The following is a 19,588-nucleotide window of genomic DNA, read 5'->3' on the forward strand; positions in this document are numbered from 1 at the left end:
GCCCGGGCCGGGTCGGCGGGTCGGGTCGGGTCGGTCAGTCGGGCGGGCGGCGGTCGAGCAGGGTGATGCCGGGCCAGGCGTCGCGGTCGGCGAGGGCGTGCACGGCGTCGACGACCGCGTCGCGCACGGCCAGCACGGCCAGGCGCGGCTCGTAGAACTCCGCGGCCACGCAGACCGAGACGGTGCGGCGCAGCAGCGGCTCGACGACGGGGCGCAGCGCGAGCTCGGGCCCGGCGTAGTGCGCGGCGGCGGAGCGGGTCAGCACGGCGCTGACCGCACCGCCCTGCACGAGGCGGACCATGGCGGTGAGCGACTCCACGTCGGCGACCACGCGGGGCGCGAGGCCGTGCTCGGCGAACGCCCGGTCGACCAGGGCACGCAGGTTGCTGCGCTCCCCGGGGGCGACCAGCGCCCGCTCGCGCAGGTCGCGCACCCGCACCGGCTCGGTGGAGGCGTCGACCGACGCGGCGGTGGCCAGCAGCAGCGGCTCGTCGTAGACGGCCAGCTCCCCGGGGCGCGGGGAGGGGTCGTCGCGGAAGAGCACGGCGAGGTCGAGACGGCCGCGCCCCAGCAGCTCCTGGATGTAGCCGCTCATCGACTCGAACAGCTCCAGGCGGACGCCGGGGTGGCGCTCGGCGACCAGGGGCAGCAGCGCGGGCACGAGCGTGCCGGCGACGGTGGCGGGGAGCCCCACCGACACCGACCCGTGGATCTCGCGGCTCCCCGCGCCGAGCTGCTCGGCGAGCCGGTCGACCTGGCGCACGACCTGCTGGGCGCCGCGGTAGAGCTCGAGCCCGACGGCGGTCGCCTCCACCCCGCGGGGGCCCCGCTCGAGCAGCCGGCGGCCGACCTCGGCCTCGAGCTGGGTCATCCGGGCGCTCATCGCCGGCTGCGAGACGCCGGCGGCCGCGGCGGCGCGGGTGATGCTGCCGGTGTCGACGACCAGGATGAGGTCGCGCAGGGCGGCCACGTCGAGGCCGGGGGTGCGCCCGGGCCGGCGGGGGTCGGGGGCGTCCACGTCAGGCCGGCACCAGGAAGCCGAGCACGATGATGAGCGGCAGCGCGATCACCGAGGCGATGCCGGTGACGAGGGTGAGCGCCTTGAGGGCGCCCTGGGTGGAGACGCCGAGCAGGCTCTGGAACATCCAGAAGAAGTTGCTGTTGACCTGCAGCGCGAAGAGCGCGCCGGCGCCGATGGAGAGCCCGACCACCACCGGGGCCACGTCGAGGCTGCCCAGGATCGGCTCGATGATGCCGGCCGCGGCGATCGCGGCCACCGAGATCGAGCCGATCGCGAAGTGCAGCAGCGCCGCCACGAACCACGCCAGCAGCACGGTGAGGACCACCGGGGCCCCGGCCTCGGCCGAGAACAGGCCGCCCAGCACGTCGGCGAGGTCGGTCTCGCCGATCACCGCGCCCAGCGACCCGCCCACGCCGGTGATGAGCAGGATCTGTCCGGTGGTGCTGAGGCCGCGCTCGACGGCCTCCTCGGTGCGCTCGCGGCCCAGGCTGCGGCGCGCGAGGGCGTAGGCCATCACCAGCCCCACGAAGAGGGCGAAGACGGCGTTGCCGACGAAGGAGGTGAGGGGGGTGGCGAAGCCGGCGGCGTCGGCGACGGCGCCGAAGGCGATCATCAGCAGCGGCACGAGGATCGGCAGCAGCGAGACCCCCAGCGGCGGGGTGGTGGCGCGGGCGTCGGCGGCGGTGGCGTCCTGCTCGACGGCGGCCTGCCGCTCGGCCTCGAGCAGCGCCTCGGAGGGGTCCTCGTCGGTCTCCGGGCGCCAGAGGCCACGGTCGAGCAGCAGCTTGAAGACCAGCGTGGTCAGCACGGCGGTGACCGGTCCGACGAGCAGGCCGAAGAGCAGCATCGTGCCGAGCGGGATGTCGAGCAGCCCGGCGATCGAGAGCGTGCCGAGGCCGGGGATGACGAAGACGTAGCCGACGAGGATGCCGGCCGTCAGCGAGGCCGCCAGCAGCGGCAGGCCGTTGCGTCCGACCTGCGGTGCGGCGGAGCGCGCCAGCGGAGAGGCCAGCACGAGCTGCACGTCGACGTAGATCGAGGGGAAGAGCGTGGTGAGCGCGGCGCTGATGGCGTAGGGCAGGCGGCGCGCGCCGAGCAGGCGGAGCAGCAGGGCCACGAGCCCCTGCAGCGCGCCGAGCGCGAACAGCAGCGCCCCCACGAGCACACCGAACCCGATGAGCAGACCGACCTCCGCCATGATGTCGCCGAAGCCGACCGCGATGGCCTCCACGGTGCCGGTCAGGCCGACGCCGGCGGCCAGGCCGAGGTAGAGCGAGCCGACGACGAGGGCGATCACCGGCTCGACCTTGAGCCAGATGATGAGGGCGAGCACGGCCCCGATGGCGATGCAGGCGTGGAGGATGGTCACGGTCGCGCTCCTTCGGTCCGGTGCCCGCCGTGTGGTGACGGTCACGCGGGTCGAGGCAACCACGGCGTCCGCCGCCGCCGGAAGGACGCTGGGGGAGGGGTGGGTATCAGCATCGCTGATGGCTCGTACCCGGTCGACCGGCGAGAGCCGGGGCGAGCACGGGCGGCACGGGCGGGCACGGGCGGTGACTACGACGCGGGGTCGAGCCCGTGGCGGCGCACGTCGCGGGGGGTGCGGTCCCACCAGCGGCGGCAGGCGCGGGTGAGCACGGCCTGCTCGGAGAGCCCGAGGAGGCCGGCGACCTGGGCGAGCGGGAGGTCGGTGGTGAGCAGGTAGCGCCGTGCCGCGGCCCGGCGGGCGTCGTCGAGGATCGCCGCGAAGGTCGTGCCCTCGGCGGCCAGGCGCCGCTGCAGGGTGCGGGGGTGCAGGTCGAGCAGGCGGGCCACCGCGCCGACCTCCGGGCTGGCCGTGCCGAGCAGCTGGTCGACCGCGCCGCGCACGCGCGGGGCCACGCGGTCGCCGTCCACGGGGGCCTGGCGGTCGAGGAAGTCGAGGGCCATCCGGCGCACGGACTCGTCGCGGCCGGCGAGCGGCAGGGCGCCCAGGCTGCTGGGCAGCCGCAGCAGCGCGGCGGGGCGGCCGAAGCGCACGCGCGCCCCGAAGAAGTCCTCGTACGCCGCCCTGGGCGCGACCGGTCGCCCCGGCAGGTCGACGGTGCGCAGCCCGTAGCCGCCCCCGGCGAGCGAGCGGATGCTGCGGTGCAGGGAGCCCAGGCTGAGGTCGGTGCCCTGGCGGGGCGGGTCGACCCCCGGCGGGGTGACGTCGTAGCGCAGCGCCTCGACGCCGCGCACGCCGTCGGGATCGGGCTCGAGGCTGATCCGCATGGCGGGGGCGTGGACGAAGAGGTAGCGCGAGGTGCACTCCATGGCCTCGGCCACGGTGGGGGAGTTCTCGATGGCCAGGGCCAGCGGGCCGAGCAGCGAGAGGTCCTGGCGGGCCGCCACCCGCAGCCCGAGGTCGGGCTGGTCGAGCTCGTGGGCGGCCAGCTCGAGCACCCCGGCCATGGCCAGGTCGGGCACCAGCAGGTCGTCGGCGTCGAGGGCGGCGGGGTCGAGGCGGGCCCGGCGGGCCAGGTCGTCCGCGTCGCCGCCCAGCTCCTCGACCACCGCGCGGAAGCCGCGCAGGCCGGCGGAGCGGATCACGGACATGTCGTCCAGGATCAAGGAACTGTCGCGTCAGATCAAGAACGGGCGCGCCGGGCGGCGCACCATGGAGGCATGAGCGACACCGATACCCGTCCCAGCACCGCCGCGGGCACTGACTCCGACACCGGCACCGCCGGCGCGCGCGAGCCGCTGCCCGCGCACGTCGACGTCGTGGTGGTCGGCGCCGGCCTCTCCGGCATCGGCGCGGGCTACCGCCTGCAGACCGAGGTGCCCGACCGCAGCTACCTCGTGCTCGAGTCGCGCGAGGCGATGGGCGGCACGTGGGACCTCTTCCGCTACCCCGGCATCCGCTCCGACTCCGACATGTTCACCCTGGGCTACCAGTTCAAGCCCTGGCGCGAGCCGAAGTCGATCGCCGACGGCCCCACGATCCTGCGCTACATCCGCGAGACCGCGGAGGAGTTCGGGATCGACGAGCACATCCGCTACGGCACCAAGGTGCTCGGCGCCGACTTCTCCACCGCCGAGGCCCGCTGGACGCTGACCCTGCTGCGCGACGGCGTCGAGACCACGATGACCTGCGACTTCCTCTACTCCTGCGCGGGCTACTACGACTACGACGAGACCTACACCCCCGACCTGCCGGGCCTGTCGGACTTCGCCGGCACGGTGGTGCACCCGCAGTTCTGGCCCGAGGACCTCGACTACTCCGGGCAGCGCGTGGTCGTCATCGGCTCCGGGGCCACCGCGGTCACGCTGGTGCCCTCGATGCTGCGCGACTCCACCGGCGACGAGGGCGTCGACGGATCCGGCGCCGCGGCCCACGTGACGATGCTGCAGCGCAGCCCCACCTGGATCTCCGCCGTGCCCAGCCGCGACACCAAGGCCGACTGGCTGCGCGAGCACCTGCCCGCCGACCTGGCCCACACCCTGATCCGCAGCAAGAACATCGCCTTCGGCACGGCCTTCTACCAGTTCTGCCGGCGCTACCCCGACCGCGCCCGCAAGCTCCTGACCGGCCTGGCCACCAAGGTCCTCGGCGACGAGCAGCTGGTCGCCGACCACTTCACGCCCTCCTACGACCCGTGGGACCAGCGGCTGTGCGCCATCCCGAGCGCCGACCTCTTCAAGGCGATCAAGGGCGGCGACGCCGAGGTCGTCACCGACACCATCGACCGCTTCGTGCCCGAGGGCGTGCGGCTCAGCTCGGGCCGCGTGCTCGAGGCCGACGTCGTCGTCACCGCCACCGGCCTGCAGCTGCTGGCCTTCGGCGGGATCAGCCCGAAGGTCGACGGCGAGACCGTGCCGCTTTCGGAGCAGTTCGTCTGGCAGGGCGCGATGATGACCGGCGTGCCGAACTTCGCCGTCTGCATCGGCTACACCAACGCCTCCTGGACCCTGCGCGCCGACCTCTCGCACCGGCTGGTGTGCAAGGTGCTGCGCTGGATGGACGACCGCGACCTCGCCGCCGTCGAGCCCCACCCCGACCGCGAGCTCACCGAGCGCCCGCTGCTCGACCTCGCCTCCGGCTACGTCCAGCGCTCCATCGGCGCCTTCCCGCGCCAGGGCGACAGCGGCCCGTGGCGGGTGCGGCAGAACTACGTGCTCGACTCGCTCACCACCCTGCGGGCCGACCTGCGCCGGACCCTGCGGACCACCCCGCGCTCCGCCGTACGCCGCGACGCGCAGCCGGTCGGAGCCGGCCGGTGAGCGCCCGCACGATGCGCGCCCAGCGCCTCGACACCCGCACCCTGACCTTCGAGGTCACCGACGTGCCCGTGCCGACCCCCGGCCCGGGTGAGGTGCTGGTGAAGGTCGCGTTCTGCGGCATCTGCCACTCCGACCTCAGCCTGCTCGACGGCACCTTCCCCGCCATGGGGCCGCCGGTGATCACCCAGGGCCACGAGGCCTCGGGCACCATCGCCGAGCTCGGCGCCGGCGTCGAGGGCTGGACCGTCGGCGACCGGGTCGTGCCCGCCGCGGGCCGCCCGTGCGGTCGCTGCGCCTTCTGCCGGCGCTCCGACTTCAGCAACTGCACCCAGCTCGCCCTCATGGCCTTCGCCTACGACGGCGCCTGGGCGGAGTACACCCTCGCCCAGGCCGGCGGGCTGACCCGGATCCCCGACAACGTCTCGATGGAGCAGGCCGCGATCCTCGCCGACGCCGTCTCCACGCCGTACGGCGCCGTCGTCCACACCGGTGACGTGCGCGTCGGGGAGTCGGTCGGGGTGTGGGGCGCCGGCGGCGTCGGCACCCACGTCGTGCAGCTGGCCCGCCTCGTCGGGGCCACCCCCATCGTGGCCGTCGACCTCGACGAGACCGTGCGCCAGCGCGCCCTCGACCTCGGTGCCGACCTCGCCCTGGACTCCCGCGACCCCGACCTCGCCGCGAAGATCGCCGAGGTCACCGACGGGCAGATGCTCGACGTCGCCTTCGACGCGGTCGGCCTGAAGGTCACCTTCGACCAGGCCCTGGCCAGCCTCGGCTCGCGCGGGCGCCTGGTCGGCGTGGGCATGAGCGGCGAGGAGTGGTCGCTGGGCCCGAGCATGCTCTTCAACCTCAGCCGCAAGCAGGTGCGCGGCCACCTCGGCTACGACGTCACCGACATCGGGGTCCTCGCCCGGCTCGTCTCCACCGGACGGCTCGACCTGAGCCGCTCCATCAGCGGGATCGTGCCGCTGGAGGACGTCGCCGAGGGCATCCGGCTGCTCAAGGACCGCGAGGGCAGCCCCGTGCGGATCCTCGTGCAGCCCTAGGGTCCCCGCCCGCGCACCACCTCCGGTCCCGCCGGTGTGGCTGCGCGTGGATCGCGCAATTGCGCGGTCGGTGTGCGTGGATCGCGCAATTGCGCGGGTCGTCGTTGGCCGGGCGGGTGGGTTTGCGCGGCTGGTGCAGCTTCGCGGGGTGACGGGCGGTCAAAGGAGCGCAAACCTTCAGGGGCGCCCGTAGCGCGCAGCACCTCGGCCCGGGTCGGGCACGGATCGCGCGATTGCGCGGCCGGGGTGCACGGATCGCGCGATTGCGCGGTTAGCGCGCGTGGATCGCGCAATTGCCCCAGCGGTGACCTCAGCCGGGGCAGCAGCCGCGCGGCCGAGGCGGCGCTGGGGCGGACTAGGGCGCGGGCCAGCCCAGCAGCTCGGCCACCTGGGCGGGCAGCTCGCGGGCGGCGAAGGGCTTGGCGATGACGCCCCGCACGCCGGGGGCGTCGTCGACCTGGGCCTTGGCCGTCAGCAGCACGACCGGGATGTGGCGGGTGGTCTCGTCGGCGGCGAGGGCGGCCGTCGCCTCGAGGCCGTTCATGCCCGGCATCATCATGTCCATCAGGACGGCGTCGGGCTGGTGGGCGCGGGCGACCTCGACGGCCTCGGCACCGCTGGCGGCGGTGAGCACGCTCCAGCCGGCGATGATCTCCAGGGTCATCTGGACGACCTCGCGGATCGCCTCGTCGTCGTCGGTGACCAGGATCGTGGGGGCGGACACGCGGGTACCTCCGAGAGCAGGAGGAGCCAGGCTAGTCCCGCACGGCCGCCAGCGCGGGCCTTCCGCCACTTCTTTGCTTGGGGCCGTGGAAGGTGCCCGCGTAGTAGGTCTGCAGGTCCACCGGCTCGATGCTGACCTCGGCCAGCCGGGAGAGGAGCCGGCCCGCGTTGCCGCTGAGCCGGCGGTCGTCGTTGAACGCGCAGATGTCCCAGGCGGCCACGGCCCGCTCGGCCACCATCAGCGCCGCCATCTCCTCGATGATGGCGTGGAAGACCCGCGCACTGCGGTGGGTCGGCGCGACCAGGGTGAAGCCGAGGTAGTAGACCGCGCCGCGGGCGGCGTGGTCGGGGAAGCGCTCGGCCAGGAAGCCCGGGCTGATCCACGGCACGGTGTCGAGGTCGTCGGTCAGGGTGGCCATGCCCACCGCCTCGCCGGCCTCGTCCCAGGCCACCCACTTCTGCACGCGCGGGTCGACCATCTCGGCGTGGAACTCCTCCTCGTGCAGCAGCTGGCGCGCCGCGGCGAGGGTCTCGAGCTCGCTGAAGGTGTCGCGGTAGAGCTGGTAGTAGCGCTGGGAGGTCGCCTCGTCGACCTCCTTCTCGACCGTGATCGTCAGCCCCGGGCGCACGCGCCCGACCGGCCGCGTCGTCGGCGCCGCCGCGAAGGCCGCGGCCCGCGCCCGGCCCTCGGTCGGCTCGGGTCGGGCGGCGAGCGCCGTCGCGACGGCGCCGTCGGGCGGGCCGGCCGGCGTGGCCGCGCCCGGGTCGACCCCGAGCGCGCCGGTGCCCGGGGTGCTGCCGCTCCCGGCGCCCTCGCCCGGCGTGACGGCGGAGGTGACGCCGGGGCCTGCGGGGGCCGTGGAGGCCGCGGGAGCGAGGGGACCGGTGACGGCGGCGGGGTCGAACCACGACGAGACGCGGTAGGCCGCGAGGACGACCGCGCACGCAGGCAGGTCGACGCAGGTCACCGACGCGACGGCCGTCTGCACCGCGCCGTAGTGGCCGCGGCGGGTCGCCTTCATGTCGGCCAGGCTGAGCTCGATCTGCTCCAGCACCGACTCCTCGGTGGGGCCGTGGTGCTCCACGAACAGCCCGGCTCCCTCGGCGTCGACGCACCACCCCAGCCCGGCCCAGCCGGTCTCGCCGGGCCGCTCGGCGTAGGCCTCGGCGCGCACGCAGAACAGCACGTCGCCGTGGCCACCGGGCAGGTCGGCGCCGACCTGGCGCACGCGGGAGCCGGGCGGGATCACCGAGGAGAGGGTGACCAGGTTGAAGTCGGCGACGCCGGCGCCCTGGAGCGCGGCGTCGAAGGCCGACAGCGGGGTGCGGCCCGACCCCGAGCCCGTGCGCACCGTGATGTCGAGGGTCTGCGCCGCCTCGCCGGAGCGTCCTGCGCGCAGTGTCGTGTCGTGGCCCATGCGTCTCCCGTCCACCGCCGCGGGCCCCCGCCGCACGCGTCGACGACCCGCGTGCGCCACCGTCCCGGCCCGGGGCGACGTCGTGCCGTCATCGGAATTATGTACGCCGCGCTCTCCCGCGCACCGACCGGCCCCCGCCGATCGGCGCGCCGGCACCCCCCGGACGGGCCATGCCCCGTTGCCCGATCGGCCCCCGGGGGCCCGGCCGCCGCGACGTGACGGGGTCGGACGGGCACAGGGGCGCGCGACGTCGGGCGAGCGGGCCGGGCAGCCTGCCGCGGTGGGGGCCGGCGGGTCGGTGCGGGTCGGCCGCGGTGACCGTGCCCGTCCGACTCCGTGCCACCCCGCGCGCGGCGGCGGTCCGTCGGCGGACCGGGGGGAGCGGCGGACCGGGGTGCGGGGAGGGTCAGCCGGCGGGCAGGGTGAAGAACACCGACGTGCCGACGCCGACCTCGCTCTCGATCCAGATCCGCCCGCCGTGGCGGGTGACGATCTGGCGGCTGATGGTGAGGCCGAGACCGGTGCCGCCCTTCTCGCGGGTGTCGGAGGAGTCGACCTGCTCGAAGCGCTCGAAGACGCTGCTCAGCATGTCGGCGGGGATGCCGCGACCGTGGTCGCGCACCTCGAACAGCACCTGCGGCCCCGCGACCACCGCGCCGGTCTCGGCCGCCCTGCTCGCGGCGGCGGTGGCGGTGGGGGTGGTGCCGGTGGGTGTGGTGGCGGTGGTGGCGGGGCCGGACTCGAGGGTGACCACGGAGCCGGGCTCGGAGAACTTGCAGGCGTTGCCGATGAGGTTGGTGAGGGTCTGCATCACCTGGTCGGCGTCGGCGTGCACGACGCCGTCGGCGCGACCGACCTCGATGCCGACGCCGAGCGACCCCGCCATGCCCTCGATCTGGCGCGCGGCGGCCTCGAGCAGGTCGCGGGCGGCGTGGGCGGAGTGGGAGCGGGTGGCCCCACCGGTCTCGAGCCGCTCGAGGTCGAGCAGGTCGTTGATCAGCCGGGAGAGGCGCTCGCTGCTCTCCAGCGCGACGGTGACCATGCGGGTCGCGCCGGCCGACAGCGGACCGAGGTGGCCGTCGGCGACCATCTCCAGGGAGGCCCGGATGGAGGTCAGCGGGGTGCGCAGCTCGTGGCTGACGACGGAGAGGAACTCGTCCTTGATCCGGTCGACCTCACGGCGCTGGGTGACGTCGCGGAAGACGATGACTCCGCCCAGCACCTCGTCGTCGTCGATGAGCGGCGCCGCGGTCATGTCGGCGGGGAAGGTCGAGCCGTCGGCGCGGCGCAGCAGCTCGTCGTCGGCCACCTGCACCTGTCCGGTGCTCATCGCCGCGAAGACCGGGCACTCCTCCCACGGCACGAGGCGTCCCTCGACGGTGGTGGCGTGCAGCACCGGGTGGGCCGGTCGTCCCTCCAGCTCGGCCAGGGTGTAGCCGAGGGCCTCGCCGGCCGAGGGGTTGAGGAAGGTGATGCGTCCGTCGCGGTCGACACCGTAGATGCCGTCGCCGACGGAGTCGAGGAGCAGCTCGTTCTGCCGGGCCAGCTGGCGCAGGTGCTCGGTCTGCTCGGCCACCCGCCGCTCGAGCCCGCGCCGCAGGGCGGCGTTGTCGGCGGTGAGCAGGACCTGCCGCACCCCGGCGGCGACGATCAGCACGAGCCACGCCACCGCCTGCGCGCCGTTGGGGTTGCGCGACTCCCCGAGGGTCACCTGCACCACGGCGGCGACGAGCAGCACCGCGAAGACCACCATCGTGCCGATCGACTCCGGCAGGCCCCGACCGGTGTCCTCGTCCTCGCTGGGCAGGGGGGCCCAGGCGGCCAGCCCGAAGAAGGCGTAGCCCGCGATCCAGCCGAGGTCGAGCACCGTGCCGAAGACGAAGCTGCCCTCGGCCGCGCGCACGGCGAAGGTCAGGTCGCCCACGGCGTAGAGCAGGAAGCCGGCGGCCACCAGGCCGAGCCCGAGGCGCTGCGAGCGCGAGACCCGCAGGAGCAGCAGCACCGCGACCGTGGCCAGCACGACGTCGAGCAGGGGCAGCAGCAGGGCGAGCGCCTGCGCGGCCGACCCGTCACGCGCGGAGGAGTCGAGCAGCCGGGGGTAGACGAGGACGGAGACGATGAGCAGCATCGCGCCGCCCGCGACCAGTCCGTCGAGGAACATCACGACCAGCTCGGCGCCGCGGCGTCGTGCGGTGGGGAAGGACAGCAGTCCGGCGGTGGCGATGAGCAGCGCCACCGCGAAGAGGCCGTCGCCCACGACGCTGGGGGAGGAGACGGGGTCCGACCCCATGGCCGCCGACCACGCGTTGCCGCTGATGGCCGCGACGCCAGCGATCGCCAGCAGCAGCCACGGTCGTCGGTCGCGGGGCGTCGTACGCCGGGCGCGCAGCGCCGCGCTGGCCGAGCCGAGCACGCCTGCGGCGAGGAGCGCGACGGTCGTGACCGAGCCGCGCACGCCCATCGGCAGCCACGGCAGCAGCAGGAGGGTGGTCAGCACCAGCAGGCCCGCGACGACGACACGCGCGGTGTCGAAGTGCGTGCGCACGAGCGCCGGCCCCCCCGAGTCCATGGCTCGACGCTATCAGCGCCGCCGCCCGGCGGGCGTCGTCCGATCGGGCCCGCCGGCGGTGGCCGTCCGGGTCCTCCCCGGGGGTGGTCCGGTCGCAGGTCCCGCCACGCCATCCTGGGCTCCGGGACGGCACCGTCGCCGGCCCTGGAGGTATCACCATGATCACCAGCATCGTCTCGCGCGTCCTCGGACGCGGCCGCTCGACCGGCGCCACCGCCGGTCGTCCCGTCGGGGGCACCGCCACGGGCGGCAGCCGCTCGCAGGACGAGGCCATCGGCCGCGGCGTGCGCAGCGTCCTCGGCAAGCTCACCGGCCGCCGCCGCTGACCTGCCGCCGACCCGCGGCACCCGTCGAGCCCCCCGCCCCGGCCCTGCCGGAGCGGGGGGCTCGGTCCGCTCCGCCGGTCCGCTCGCGACCACGCCGGTCCCGATCTCGCCCGCTCGCGGCCTGACTCCCGTCGGCGCGCGCCCTCGGCGCACCCGCTGGTCCGCTGGTCCCATGAGCCTCCTGCGTCCCACCGGTCGGCCCGGACCCGCACTTGTCGGCCGACGCGTGGGCCGACAGGTGCGGGTTTCGCCAGCCGGCCGGTGAAACCCGCAGACCCCCCCGGATCCCCAGCCTGCCCACAGCCGGTCCGAGGACCACTGCTGGGCAGGTGGGGTAGGCAGGAGGGGCAGCCCACGACCACCGACCCAGGAGCGCCATGGCGACCCGCCTCACCGTGACCAGCGCCGAGACCACGCCGAGCGGCCTGCGCCGCGTGTGGTTCCGCAGCGACGACCTCTCGGCCTTCGCCGACAGCCACCACACCGACCGCTACGTCAAGCTCGTCCTGCCCCGCCCGGGCGTCGCCTACCCCGCGCCGCTGGAGGAGCTCGACCTGCGGGCCCTGCGCACCACGATGGCCCCCGAGGACCTGCCGGTCGTGCGCACCTACACCGCGCTCTTCCCCGACGTCGTCGCCGGCACGCTGGCCATCGACTTCGTGGTGCACGGCGACGAGGGCGTCGCGGGGCCGTGGGCCGCCTCGGCCGCGCCGGGCGACACGCTGGTGGTCAACGGCCCGGGCGGTGCCTGGTCGCCCGACCCCACCGCCGACTGGCACCTGCTCGTCGGCGACGAGTCGGCGCTGCCGGCGGTGACCGCCGCGCTGGCGGTGCTGCCGCCCGACGCGGTCGTGCGGGTCGTGGTGCTCGTGGAGTCGCCCGCGCACGCTCCCCGGCTGGATCCCGGCGAGCACGGCGAGCTGGTCGTGGCGTACCGCAGCGACGGCGGCACCCTCGAGGGCGCGGTGCGCTCCCTCGACTGGCCGCCCGGGCGGGTCAGCGCCTTCGTGCACGGCGAGGCGGGCGAGGTGATGCGCCGCCTGCGCCCCCACCTGCTCGGCGAGCGCGGCGTCGACCGCGCCGACCTGTCGATCTCCGGCTACTGGCGCCGGGGCCGCACCGAGGAGGGCTTCCGCGAGTGGAAGCAGGCCCAGCCGCGCGACTGACGCGGCCCGGCGGGGTCACGCTTGCCCGGCGCCGGGGTCGGGCGCCGGGGTCAGGCGCCGGGGTCGGGCGCCGGGGTCGGGCGGTGCGGTCAGGTGGTGGGGTCGAGGTGGTCACGCAGGGTGAGCATCGCGGCGTCGACCAGGTCGGGCAGCGAGCGGGCGGGGTCGTCGAGCCACACGTCGTACGCCGCGAGCGCGAGGGCCAGGCTGACCTGGCCCACGGTCTGCGGGAGCAGGTCGCCGGGGCGGGCGCCGGTGCGCGCGGCGACGTGCTCGGCGATGACCTGGCGCCACTCGGCGTAGCGGAGCACGGAGTGCGCCTGGAGCGCCGGGGTCCGCAGGATCAGCCGCATCCGGTCGACGTGGGTGGGGTCGGCAGCGGGCGGGAACTCGTTGAAGGCGCGCACGGCGCGGTGCACGCCGCGCCACAGCGGCTCGTCGGCCGGGGCGTCGGCCAGCAGGTGTCGGAAGCGCGCGAGGGTGAGGTCGAAGCGGCCCCACGGGATGTCGTTCTTGGAGCGGTAGTAGCGGAACAGGGTCCGCCTCCCGACGCCGACCTCGTCGGCGATCGCGTCGAGCGTGGTGCCCTCGAAGCCGCGCTCGGCGAAGAGTCGGAAGGCGGCCTGCTCGATGGCCGCGTGGGTGGTGACGACCGGTCGCCCCTGACGGCGCGCGCTGTCGTCGACCACGGCCGCAAGGTACACCCGCGGACGAGCGGCGGCCCTGCGCGGCCGGGCGGCGGCGGCACCTGCCCGTTCGGAGGGTTCTGGGGCCGTGCCGGATTCGGGGCCCCTGACCCCTGGCGTTTTGGCCACGGGTGCCATTAGCGTCCGGTGTGACCTGCACCACGATCCGCAGCAGCACGAGAGGAGCACCCATGAACCCCGAGGACACCACGCCGGACACCACGCCCGAGGCCGCCGGCCCGGAGGCCGGCCTGACCGCGGAGAGCCTCATCGAGGAGGTCTCGATCGACGGCATGTGCGGCGTGTACTGATGCTCGACGAGGCCTGGACCCTGTCGCCCTCGGTGGCCCTGCGACCCGAGCCCTTCGGTGCGCTGGCCTACCACTTCGGCAACCGGAAGCTCACCTTCCTCAAGCGCCCGGAGCTGGTGGCAGTGGTCCGGGCCCTCGCCGACCACCCCGACGTCCGCACGACCCTCGAGGCCGTCGGCGTGCCCGAGCCGCAGCACGCGGCGTACGCCGGGGCCCTGCGCGGCCTGGCCGACTCCGACATGATCCGCCCGCGCGCCCAGGAGGCCGTCGCATGACCCTCGCCCCCGTCCGACCCGCCGCCCCGACCGCCGCCCCGAGCACTCGGGAGCGCCCCCTCGGCGGCACGCTGGTCGAGCAGTTCGAGCTCGGCCTCGACGCCCCCATCTGCCTGACCTGGGAGCTCACCTACGCCTGCAACCTCGAGTGCGCCCACTGCCTCTCGAGCAGCGGCCGGCGAGACCCCCGCGAGCTCACCACCGAGCAGGCCGAGGCGGTCATCGACGAGCTGCAGCGCATGCAGGTCTTCTACGTCAACGTCGGCGGCGGCGAGCCCACGATCCGCCCCGACTTCTGGCACCTGCTGCAGTACGCCGTGGACCATCAGGTCGGCGTGAAGTTCTCCACCAACGGCGTGCGCCTGACCCCGGAGAACGCACGACTCCTGGCCTCGCCCGCCTTCGGCGGCTACGTCGACGTGCAGATCTCCCTCGACGGCGCGACCGCGGAGGTCAACGACCACGTGCGCGGCCCGGGCTCCTACGACACCGCGCTGACCGCGCTGGCCAACCTCCAGGACGCCGGCTTCACCGACGCCAAGATCTCGGTGGTCTGCACGCGGGAGAACATCGGCCAGCTCGACGAGTTCAAGGCCCTCGCCGACCGCTTCGGCGCGACGCTGCGCCTCACCCGGCTGCGCCCTAGCGGCCGCGGCGCCGACGTGTGGGACGAGCTGCACCCGCTGCCCCACCAGCAGCGCGAGCTCTACGACTGGCTGGTCGCCCACGGCGAGGACGTCCTCACCGGTGACTCCTTCTTCCACCTCGCCGCCTACGGCGAGTCGCTGCCCGGCCTCAACCTGTGCGGCGCCGGGCGCGTGGTGTGCCTCATCGACCCCGTCGGCGACGTCTACGCCTGCCCCTTCGCCATCCACGACGAGTTCCTCGCGGGCAACCTGCTCGCCGACGGCGGCTTCCAGAAGGTCTGGCAGACCTCCGAGCTCTTCCTCGGGCTGCGCGCGCCGCAGACCGGCGGGGCCTGCGCGAGCTGCCAGTTCTACGACACCTGCCGCGGCGGCTGCATGGCCGCGAAGTTCTTCACCGGCCTGCCCCTGGACGGCCCCGACCCCGAGTGCGTGCAGGGCTACGGCGAGCAGGCGCTGGTCGCCCTCGACGCCGCTGGCGGGCGCCAGGTGCCCGCGTCGAGCCAGGACCACTCCAAGACCGCGCCGACGCGCAACCAGCCGGTGATGCTCACCCTCGGCCGGCGCCCCGACACCCTGACCCTGCCGTCGGCCCCGCCGGTCTCGGCGTGTGCGGAGAGCCCGCTCGCGGGCTTCGTGCCCCCGCCGCCCCAGCAGCCGCTCCCGCAGTCGATCCCGCACGCCGAGCAGTGAGGTAGCGCCATGTCCAAGCCCGAGTGGCTCTCCAAAGTGGAGAACCCCTGGAAGCAGAACCCGTGGTTCGAGTCGGTGGCCGTGGCCCAGGAGCGGGCCCGCAAGCGCCTGCCCGCGCCGGTCTACGGCGCTCTCGTGGCCGGCTCCGAGCGTGGCCAGACCATCGCCGACAACCAGGCCGCCTTCGCCGAGATCGGCTTCGCCCCGCACGTCGCGGGCCACCAGCCCGAGCGCTCGATGGCCACCACCGTCATGGGGCAGCAGATCTCCCTGCCGGTGGTGATCAGCCCCACCGGGGTACAGGCCGTCCACCCCGACGGCGAGGTCGCCGTGGCCCGGGCGGCGGCGTCGCGCGGCACGGTCATGGGGCTGTCGAACTTCGCCTCGAAGTCGGTGGAGGAGGTCTGCGCGGTCAACGACCAGACCTTCTTCCAGATGTACTGGACGGGCGACCGCGACGTGATGCTCCAGCGCATGCAGCGGGCCAAGAAGGCCGGCGCCAAGGGCCTCATCGCCACCCTCGACTGGTCGTTCTCGATGGGCCGCGACTGGGGCAGCCCCGAGATCCCCGAGAAGGTCGACCTGAGGACGATGGTGCGGATGGCGCCCCAGGTGGCGACCAAGGCGCGCTGGCTCTACCAGTTCGGCCGCACGGGCACGATCCCCGACCTCACCGCCCCCAACCTCGCCCCTCCCGGTCAGGCGAAGGGGCCGACGTTCTTCGGCGCCTACTACGAGTGGATGACCACCACCCCGCCCACCTGGGAGGACGTTGCCTGGATGCGCGAGCAGTGGACCCAGCTCAGCGGCATGCCGTTCATGCTCAAGGGCGTCTGCCGCGTCGACGACGCCCTGCGGGCCCGCGACTGCGGCGTCACTGCGATCTCGGTCTCCAACCACGGCGGCAACAACCTCGACGGCACCCCGGCCACCATCCGCGTGATCGGGCCGATCGCCGACGCCGTCGGCCACGACGTCGAGGTGCTCATGGACGGCGGCGTCCGGCGCGGCTCCGACGTGGTCAAGGCCCTGGCCCTGGGCGCCCGCGCGGTCATGATCGGGCGCGCCTACCTGTGGGGCCTGGCCGCCAACGGCGAGCAGGGCGTCGGCAACGTGCTCGACGTGCTGCGCTCGGGCATCGACTCCGCTCTGCTCGGCATGGGTCTGTCGTCGATCGACCAGCTCACCCCCGACCTGCTGGTCGTGCCCGACGGCTTCGTCCGCGCCCTCGGCGTGCCCGCCGACGCCCCGGCCCCCGGCGTGGCCCCCGACGCGGCCCCGGACCCGGTCCACCACTGAGGGCCCCGGTGGACCCGCACCCCGCGCCGGCCGGCGTCGCGACGCCGGTCGACCGCCGTGACCTGGCCGACGCCACCTGGCCCGACCTCCCGGCGACCCCGACGGTGCTCGTGCCGCTGGGGTCGCTGGAGCAGCACGGCCCGCACCTCCCGCTCGACACCGACGCTGCGATCGCCGACGCCGTCGCCCGCCGGGTGGCCGAGCTGCTCGACCCCGACGGGTCGGGCGACCTGTGGGTCGCGCCGCCGGTGGTCTACGCCGCGAGCGGGGAGCACCAGATGTTCGCCGGCACCGCCTCGATCGGCACCGACGCGCTCCACGCCCTGCTGGTCGAGCTCACCCGCTCGCTGCGCACGTGGGCCGGCCGGGTGGTCTTCGTCAACGCCCACGGCGGCAACCTCCAGGCCCTCGGGGCGGCGCTGCGCCAGCTGCGCGCGGAGGGCCACGACGTCACCTGGGCGCCCTGCGCGACCGAGGAGGTCGACGCCCACGCCGGCTTCACCGAGACCTCGCTGATGCTCCACCTGCGCCCCGCGGCGGTGCGCCTCGACCGCGCGGTGGCCGGCAACACGACGCCGGTGCACGAGCTGCTGCCCGCCCTGCGGAGCGGGGGAGTCGGCGCGGTCTCGGCCAACGGCGTGCTCGGCGACCCCGCGGGCGCGAGCGCCGCGGAGGGCGAGCGGGTGCTCGAGGCGATGGCGCGCGACGTGGTGCAGCGACTCGCCCGCGAGGGCACCGCCGCGGCGCAGTCCGCCGGGGCCCCCGCGTGAGGGTCGCCCTGGTCACCGGCGCGGCGCGCGGCATCGGCGCCGCGACCGTCGCGCGCCTGGCCGAGGACGGCTGGGCGGTGCTCGCGCTCGACGCGTGCGCCGGCCCCGAGGCGTCGCCGTACGCCCTGCCGACGCGGGCCGACCTCGACGCCGTGGTGGCGCCCTGGCCCGAGGCCGAGGCGTGCGTCGCCGACGTGCGCGACCGCGCCGCCCTCGCCGCCGCCGTCGCCCGGGTGCTGGAGCGCTGGGGCCGCCTCGACGCCGTGGTCGCGGCAGCGGCCGTGGTCGCGGGGGGACGAGCGCTGTGGGAGACCCCCGACGAGGAGCTCGACCTGCTCTGGGACGTCGACGCCCGCGGCGTGTGGCTCACCGCCGCCGTGAGCGTGCCCGCGATGCTGGCCGGACCCGACCCGTCGGGCTGCCGGTTCGTGGCGGTCGCGTCGGCGGCCGGCACTCACGGCCTCTTCCGGATGGCGGGCTACAACGCGGTCAAGCACGCCGTGGTCGGCCTCGTGAAGGGCCTGGCCGCCGACCTCGTCGGCACCGGCGTCACCGCCGTGGCCGTCTCGCCGGGCTCCACCCGCACCCCCATGCTCGAGCAGACCGCTGCGCTCTACGACACCGACGTCGTCGCCCTCGCCGACCACCAGCTGCTGCGCCGACCGCTGGAGCCCGAGGAGCTCGCCGCGACCATCGCCTTCTGCTGCTCGCCGGCCGGCGCCGTGCTCCACGGCGGGGTCGTCCACGCCGACGGCGGCTTCCCCGGGTGAGGGTCCCGCGCCGATGAGTCCCGACGCGCCGACCCGCGCCGACGCCGCGGCTCCCCGCGCCGCCAGCACCGACCGGCTGCCCGACGGCTTCCGGGTCGCCCTGCGCCCCGACGTACGCCGCCTCGACGGCGGACGCCTGCTCGTCGGGGGCTCGCCGCTGCGCGCGCTGCGGCTCTCGCCCGCGGCGCTCGCCGCGATGGGCGACGGCGGCTTCGTGGTGACCGACGACCGCTCGGCCGCGCTGGCCGCGAGCCTGCTGCGCGCCGACGTCGCGGAGCCGGTGCTCGACCCCGCACCGGTCGCGGCCGACCTGCTCACCGTGGTGCTGCCCGTGCGCGACCGCAGCGACCAGCTCGACCGCGCGCTGGGCGCCCTGGGCCGGGCCTGCCGGGTGCTCGTCGTCGACGACGCCTCCCGCGACCCCGCCGCCGTCGCCGCGGTCGCCCGCCGCCACGGCGCCGAGGTGCTCGCGCTCGCCGTCAACGTGGGGCCCGGCGGCGCCCGCAACGCCGGCCTGGCGCACGTGCGCACGCCCTACGTCGCCCTCGTCGACTGCGACGTCACCGTGGGCACCGACCTGCTCCTGCGCCTGGCCCGGCACCTCCTCGACCCCACGGTCGCGCTGGTCGGCCCGCGGGTGGTCGGCCGGGCGCGCAGCACCCGGGTGCGGTGGTGGGAGAGCTACGACGAGGTCGCCTCCTCGCTCGGCCTCGGGGCCCGCGGCGGGGTCGTGCGCCCGGGTGCCGCGGTCGGCTGGCTGCCCGCCGCCTGTCTGGTCGGGCGGGTCGCCGACCTCGGCGAGGGCTTCGAGCCCGGGCTGCGGGTGGCCGAGGACGTCGACCTCGTCTGGCGCCTCGACGCCGCCGGTCGCACCGTGCGCTACGACGCGGGCGAGCAGGTCGACCACGACGCCCGGGCCACCGTGCGCGGCTGGCTGGGCCGCAAGGTGCTCTACGGCACCGGTGGGGCGCTGCTGGCCCAGCGCCACGGCGACCGCGGCGCGCCCGCGGTGCTCTCACCGGAGCTGGCGCTCGCTGCGGCGGCGCTGCTGCTGCGCCGCCGCTGGTCGGTCCCGGTGGCCGCCCTGGCCGCGACCCGCGGCGCGCACGCCCTGGCCACCACGCTGCCCGAGGCGCCGGAGCGCCCGCGCCTGGCCGCCGGCCTCACCGCCCGCGGCCTGGGCTGGGCCGTGCGCCAGGAGACCGGCCTGCTGCTGCGGCACTGGTGGCCGCTCACCGTGGTCGGCGCCGCGCTGAGCCGCGACGTGCGCCGCGCCGTCGTCTCGGCCCTCGCGGTCGACCTGGTGGTCGGCGTGCGCGAGCACCCCCGCGCCGACCCCCGCCTGCTGCTGCTCGGCCGCCGCCTCGACGACCTCGCCTACGGCACCGGCCTGTGGCTGGGCGCTCTGCGCGCCCGCTCGCCGCGCTGCCTGCTGCCGCGCTCGCCGCGCTCGCGTCGCTGAGCCGCCCTTGCGAGCGGGCCGCGGTCCGTCAACAAGAACGTTGACGGTCGAGCACGGGGCGCCGTACGGTCGGGGCGGTCCGCGACCGTCGGGCCGACCGAGTGAAGCCGAGGACCACGATGACCCGACCTTCCCGTCCGTGCTGCGACCGTGTGAGGGGAGCC

The 19,588-nt window shown here is 75.5% G+C and carries 18 protein-coding genes; 11 read left to right on the forward strand and 7 right to left on the reverse strand.

The window, feature by feature from the left end; all coding sequences use genetic code 11:
• Positions 1-34: 34 nt before the first annotated feature.
• The 3 genes from IR170_RS18230 to IR170_RS18240 all read right to left on the reverse strand — a co-directional run bounded on the left by IR170_RS18230 (position 35) and on the right by IR170_RS18240 (position 3,598).
• Positions 35-1,018, reverse strand: a complete 984-nt coding sequence (locus tag IR170_RS18230; protein ID WP_193666342.1) for a LysR substrate-binding domain-containing protein — start codon at positions 1,016-1,018, stop codon at positions 35-37.
• A 1-nt stretch (position 1,019) separates the two neighbouring features.
• Complete coding sequence (locus tag IR170_RS18235) at positions 1,020-2,390, reverse strand: GntP family permease (RefSeq protein ID WP_193666343.1); 1,371 nt, start codon at positions 2,388-2,390, stop codon at positions 1,020-1,022.
• Positions 2,391-2,578: 188 nt separating this feature from the next.
• On the reverse strand, positions 2,579-3,598 hold the full coding sequence (locus tag IR170_RS18240) for an AraC family transcriptional regulator (RefSeq protein ID WP_193666344.1): 1,020 nt from the start codon (positions 3,596-3,598) through the stop codon (positions 2,579-2,581).
• A 69-nt stretch (positions 3,599-3,667) separates the two neighbouring features.
• Between IR170_RS18240 and IR170_RS18245 the strand changes: the two genes are divergently transcribed.
• Positions 3,668-5,266, forward strand: a complete 1,599-nt coding sequence (locus tag IR170_RS18245) for a flavin-containing monooxygenase (protein ID WP_193666345.1) — start codon at positions 3,668-3,670, stop codon at positions 5,264-5,266.
• Between the two features lie 11 nt (positions 5,267-5,277).
• A complete protein-coding gene (locus IR170_RS18250) occupies positions 5,278-6,312 on the forward strand; it encodes a zinc-binding dehydrogenase (RefSeq protein WP_193666451.1) in 1,035 nt (344 codons plus the stop codon).
• A 355-nt stretch (positions 6,313-6,667) separates the two neighbouring features.
• Here the strand turns inward: IR170_RS18250 and IR170_RS18255 are convergent, their stop codons facing one another.
• The 3 genes from IR170_RS18255 to IR170_RS18270 form a co-directional block, all read right to left on the reverse strand.
• Positions 6,668-7,036: a response regulator gene (locus IR170_RS18255; RefSeq protein WP_193666346.1), complete on the reverse strand. Its 369-nt coding sequence runs from the start codon at positions 7,034-7,036 to the stop codon at positions 6,668-6,670.
• 31 nt (positions 7,037-7,067) lie between these two features.
• Positions 7,068-8,453, reverse strand: a complete 1,386-nt coding sequence (locus IR170_RS19730) for a pyruvoyl-dependent arginine decarboxylase (RefSeq protein ID WP_227489589.1) — start codon at positions 8,451-8,453, stop codon at positions 7,068-7,070.
• A gap of 406 nt (positions 8,454-8,859) precedes the next feature.
• On the reverse strand, positions 8,860-11,022 hold the full coding sequence (locus tag IR170_RS18270; RefSeq protein WP_193666347.1) for an ATP-binding protein: 2,163 nt from the start codon (positions 11,020-11,022) through the stop codon (positions 8,860-8,862).
• A 158-nt stretch (positions 11,023-11,180) separates the two neighbouring features.
• Here IR170_RS18270 and IR170_RS18275 point away from each other — a divergent pair, with 158 nt between their 5' ends.
• On the forward strand, positions 11,181-11,348 hold the full coding sequence (locus IR170_RS18275) for a hypothetical protein (RefSeq protein WP_193666348.1): 168 nt from the start codon (positions 11,181-11,183) through the stop codon (positions 11,346-11,348).
• A 377-nt stretch (positions 11,349-11,725) separates the two neighbouring features.
• Entirely contained in the window at positions 11,726-12,514 is a 789-nt protein-coding gene (locus IR170_RS18280; protein ID WP_193666349.1) for a siderophore-interacting protein, read from the forward strand.
• Positions 12,515-12,603: 89 nt separating this feature from the next.
• Here the strand turns inward: IR170_RS18280 and mftR are convergent, their stop codons facing one another.
• On the reverse strand, positions 12,604-13,203 hold the full coding sequence (gene mftR, locus IR170_RS18285) for a mycofactocin system transcriptional regulator (RefSeq protein ID WP_251534685.1): 600 nt from the start codon (positions 13,201-13,203) through the stop codon (positions 12,604-12,606).
• 188 nt (positions 13,204-13,391) lie between these two features.
• Between mftR and mftA the strand changes: the two genes are divergently transcribed.
• From mftA to mftF, 7 genes are read left to right on the forward strand one after another with little or no spacing between them, the layout of a single operon-like run.
• Positions 13,392-13,511: a mycofactocin precursor MftA gene (mftA, locus tag IR170_RS18290; RefSeq protein ID WP_082502570.1), complete on the forward strand. Its 120-nt coding sequence runs from the start codon at positions 13,392-13,394 to the stop codon at positions 13,509-13,511.
• The gene (mftB, locus tag IR170_RS18295) at positions 13,511-13,786 is read left to right on the forward strand and encodes a mycofactocin biosynthesis chaperone MftB (protein WP_156697810.1); all 276 of its coding nucleotides are present in this window, start codon (positions 13,511-13,513) and stop codon (positions 13,784-13,786) included. The genes mftA and mftB overlap by 1 nt, the downstream gene beginning before the upstream one ends.
• Positions 13,783-15,123, forward strand: coding sequence for a mycofactocin radical SAM maturase (gene mftC, locus IR170_RS18300; protein WP_193666351.1), 1,341 nt, complete (start codon positions 13,783-13,785; stop codon positions 15,121-15,123). The genes mftB and mftC overlap by 4 nt, the downstream gene beginning before the upstream one ends.
• 9 nt (positions 15,124-15,132) lie before the next feature.
• Positions 15,133-16,422, forward strand: coding sequence for a pre-mycofactocin synthase MftD (mftD, locus tag IR170_RS18305; RefSeq protein ID WP_193666352.1), 1,290 nt, complete (start codon positions 15,133-15,135; stop codon positions 16,420-16,422).
• A gap of 8 nt (positions 16,423-16,430) precedes the next feature.
• The gene (gene mftE, locus IR170_RS18310) at positions 16,431-17,192 is read left to right on the forward strand and encodes a mycofactocin biosynthesis peptidyl-dipeptidase MftE (RefSeq protein ID WP_319805161.1); all 762 of its coding nucleotides are present in this window, start codon (positions 16,431-16,433) and stop codon (positions 17,190-17,192) included.
• Positions 17,189-17,962 (forward strand): mycofactocin-coupled SDR family oxidoreductase, encoded by a 774-nt coding sequence (locus IR170_RS18315; protein ID WP_193666353.1) that lies wholly within the window; start codon positions 17,189-17,191, stop codon positions 17,960-17,962. The genes mftE and IR170_RS18315 overlap by 4 nt, the downstream gene beginning before the upstream one ends.
• 13 nt (positions 17,963-17,975) lie before the next feature.
• Entirely contained in the window at positions 17,976-19,424 is a 1,449-nt protein-coding gene (mftF, locus tag IR170_RS18320; RefSeq protein ID WP_193666354.1) for a mycofactocin biosynthesis glycosyltransferase MftF, read from the forward strand.
• Positions 19,425-19,588: the final 164 nt, after the last annotated feature.

It is taken from the genome of Nocardioides kribbensis, from assembly GCF_015070375.1.
Lineage (GTDB): Bacteria > Actinomycetota > Actinomycetes > Propionibacteriales > Nocardioidaceae > Nocardioides > Nocardioides kribbensis.

Bases quoted from the DNA above. Each gene is read 5' to 3' on its own strand.
- IR170_RS18240 (WP_193666344.1), bottom strand. From the start codon at position 3,598: ATGTCCGTGATCCGCTCCGCCGGCCTGCGCGGCTTCCGCGCGGTGGTC.
- IR170_RS18245 (WP_193666345.1), top strand. From the start codon at position 3,668: ATGAGCGACACCGATACCCGTCCCAGCACCGCCGCGGGCACTGACTCC.
- IR170_RS18250 (WP_193666451.1), top strand. From the start codon at position 5,278: ATGCGCGCCCAGCGCCTCGACACCCGCACCCTGACCTTCGAGGTCACC.
- IR170_RS19730 (WP_227489589.1), bottom strand. From the start codon at position 8,453: ATGGGCCACGACACGACACTGCGCGCAGGACGCTCCGGCGAGGCGGCG.
- IR170_RS18270 (WP_193666347.1), bottom strand. From the start codon at position 11,022: ATGGACTCGGGGGGGCCGGCGCTCGTGCGCACGCACTTCGACACCGCG.
- IR170_RS18275 (WP_193666348.1), top strand. From the start codon at position 11,181: ATGATCACCAGCATCGTCTCGCGCGTCCTCGGACGCGGCCGCTCGACC.
- IR170_RS18280 (WP_193666349.1), top strand. From the start codon at position 11,726: ATGGCGACCCGCCTCACCGTGACCAGCGCCGAGACCACGCCGAGCGGC.
- mftA (WP_082502570.1), top strand. From the start codon at position 13,392: ATGAACCCCGAGGACACCACGCCGGACACCACGCCCGAGGCCGCCGGC.
- mftB (WP_156697810.1), top strand. From the start codon at position 13,511: ATGCTCGACGAGGCCTGGACCCTGTCGCCCTCGGTGGCCCTGCGACCC.
- mftC (WP_193666351.1), top strand. From the start codon at position 13,783: ATGACCCTCGCCCCCGTCCGACCCGCCGCCCCGACCGCCGCCCCGAGC.
- mftD (WP_193666352.1), top strand. From the start codon at position 15,133: ATGTCCAAGCCCGAGTGGCTCTCCAAAGTGGAGAACCCCTGGAAGCAG.
- mftF (WP_193666354.1), top strand. From the start codon at position 17,976: ATGAGTCCCGACGCGCCGACCCGCGCCGACGCCGCGGCTCCCCGCGCC.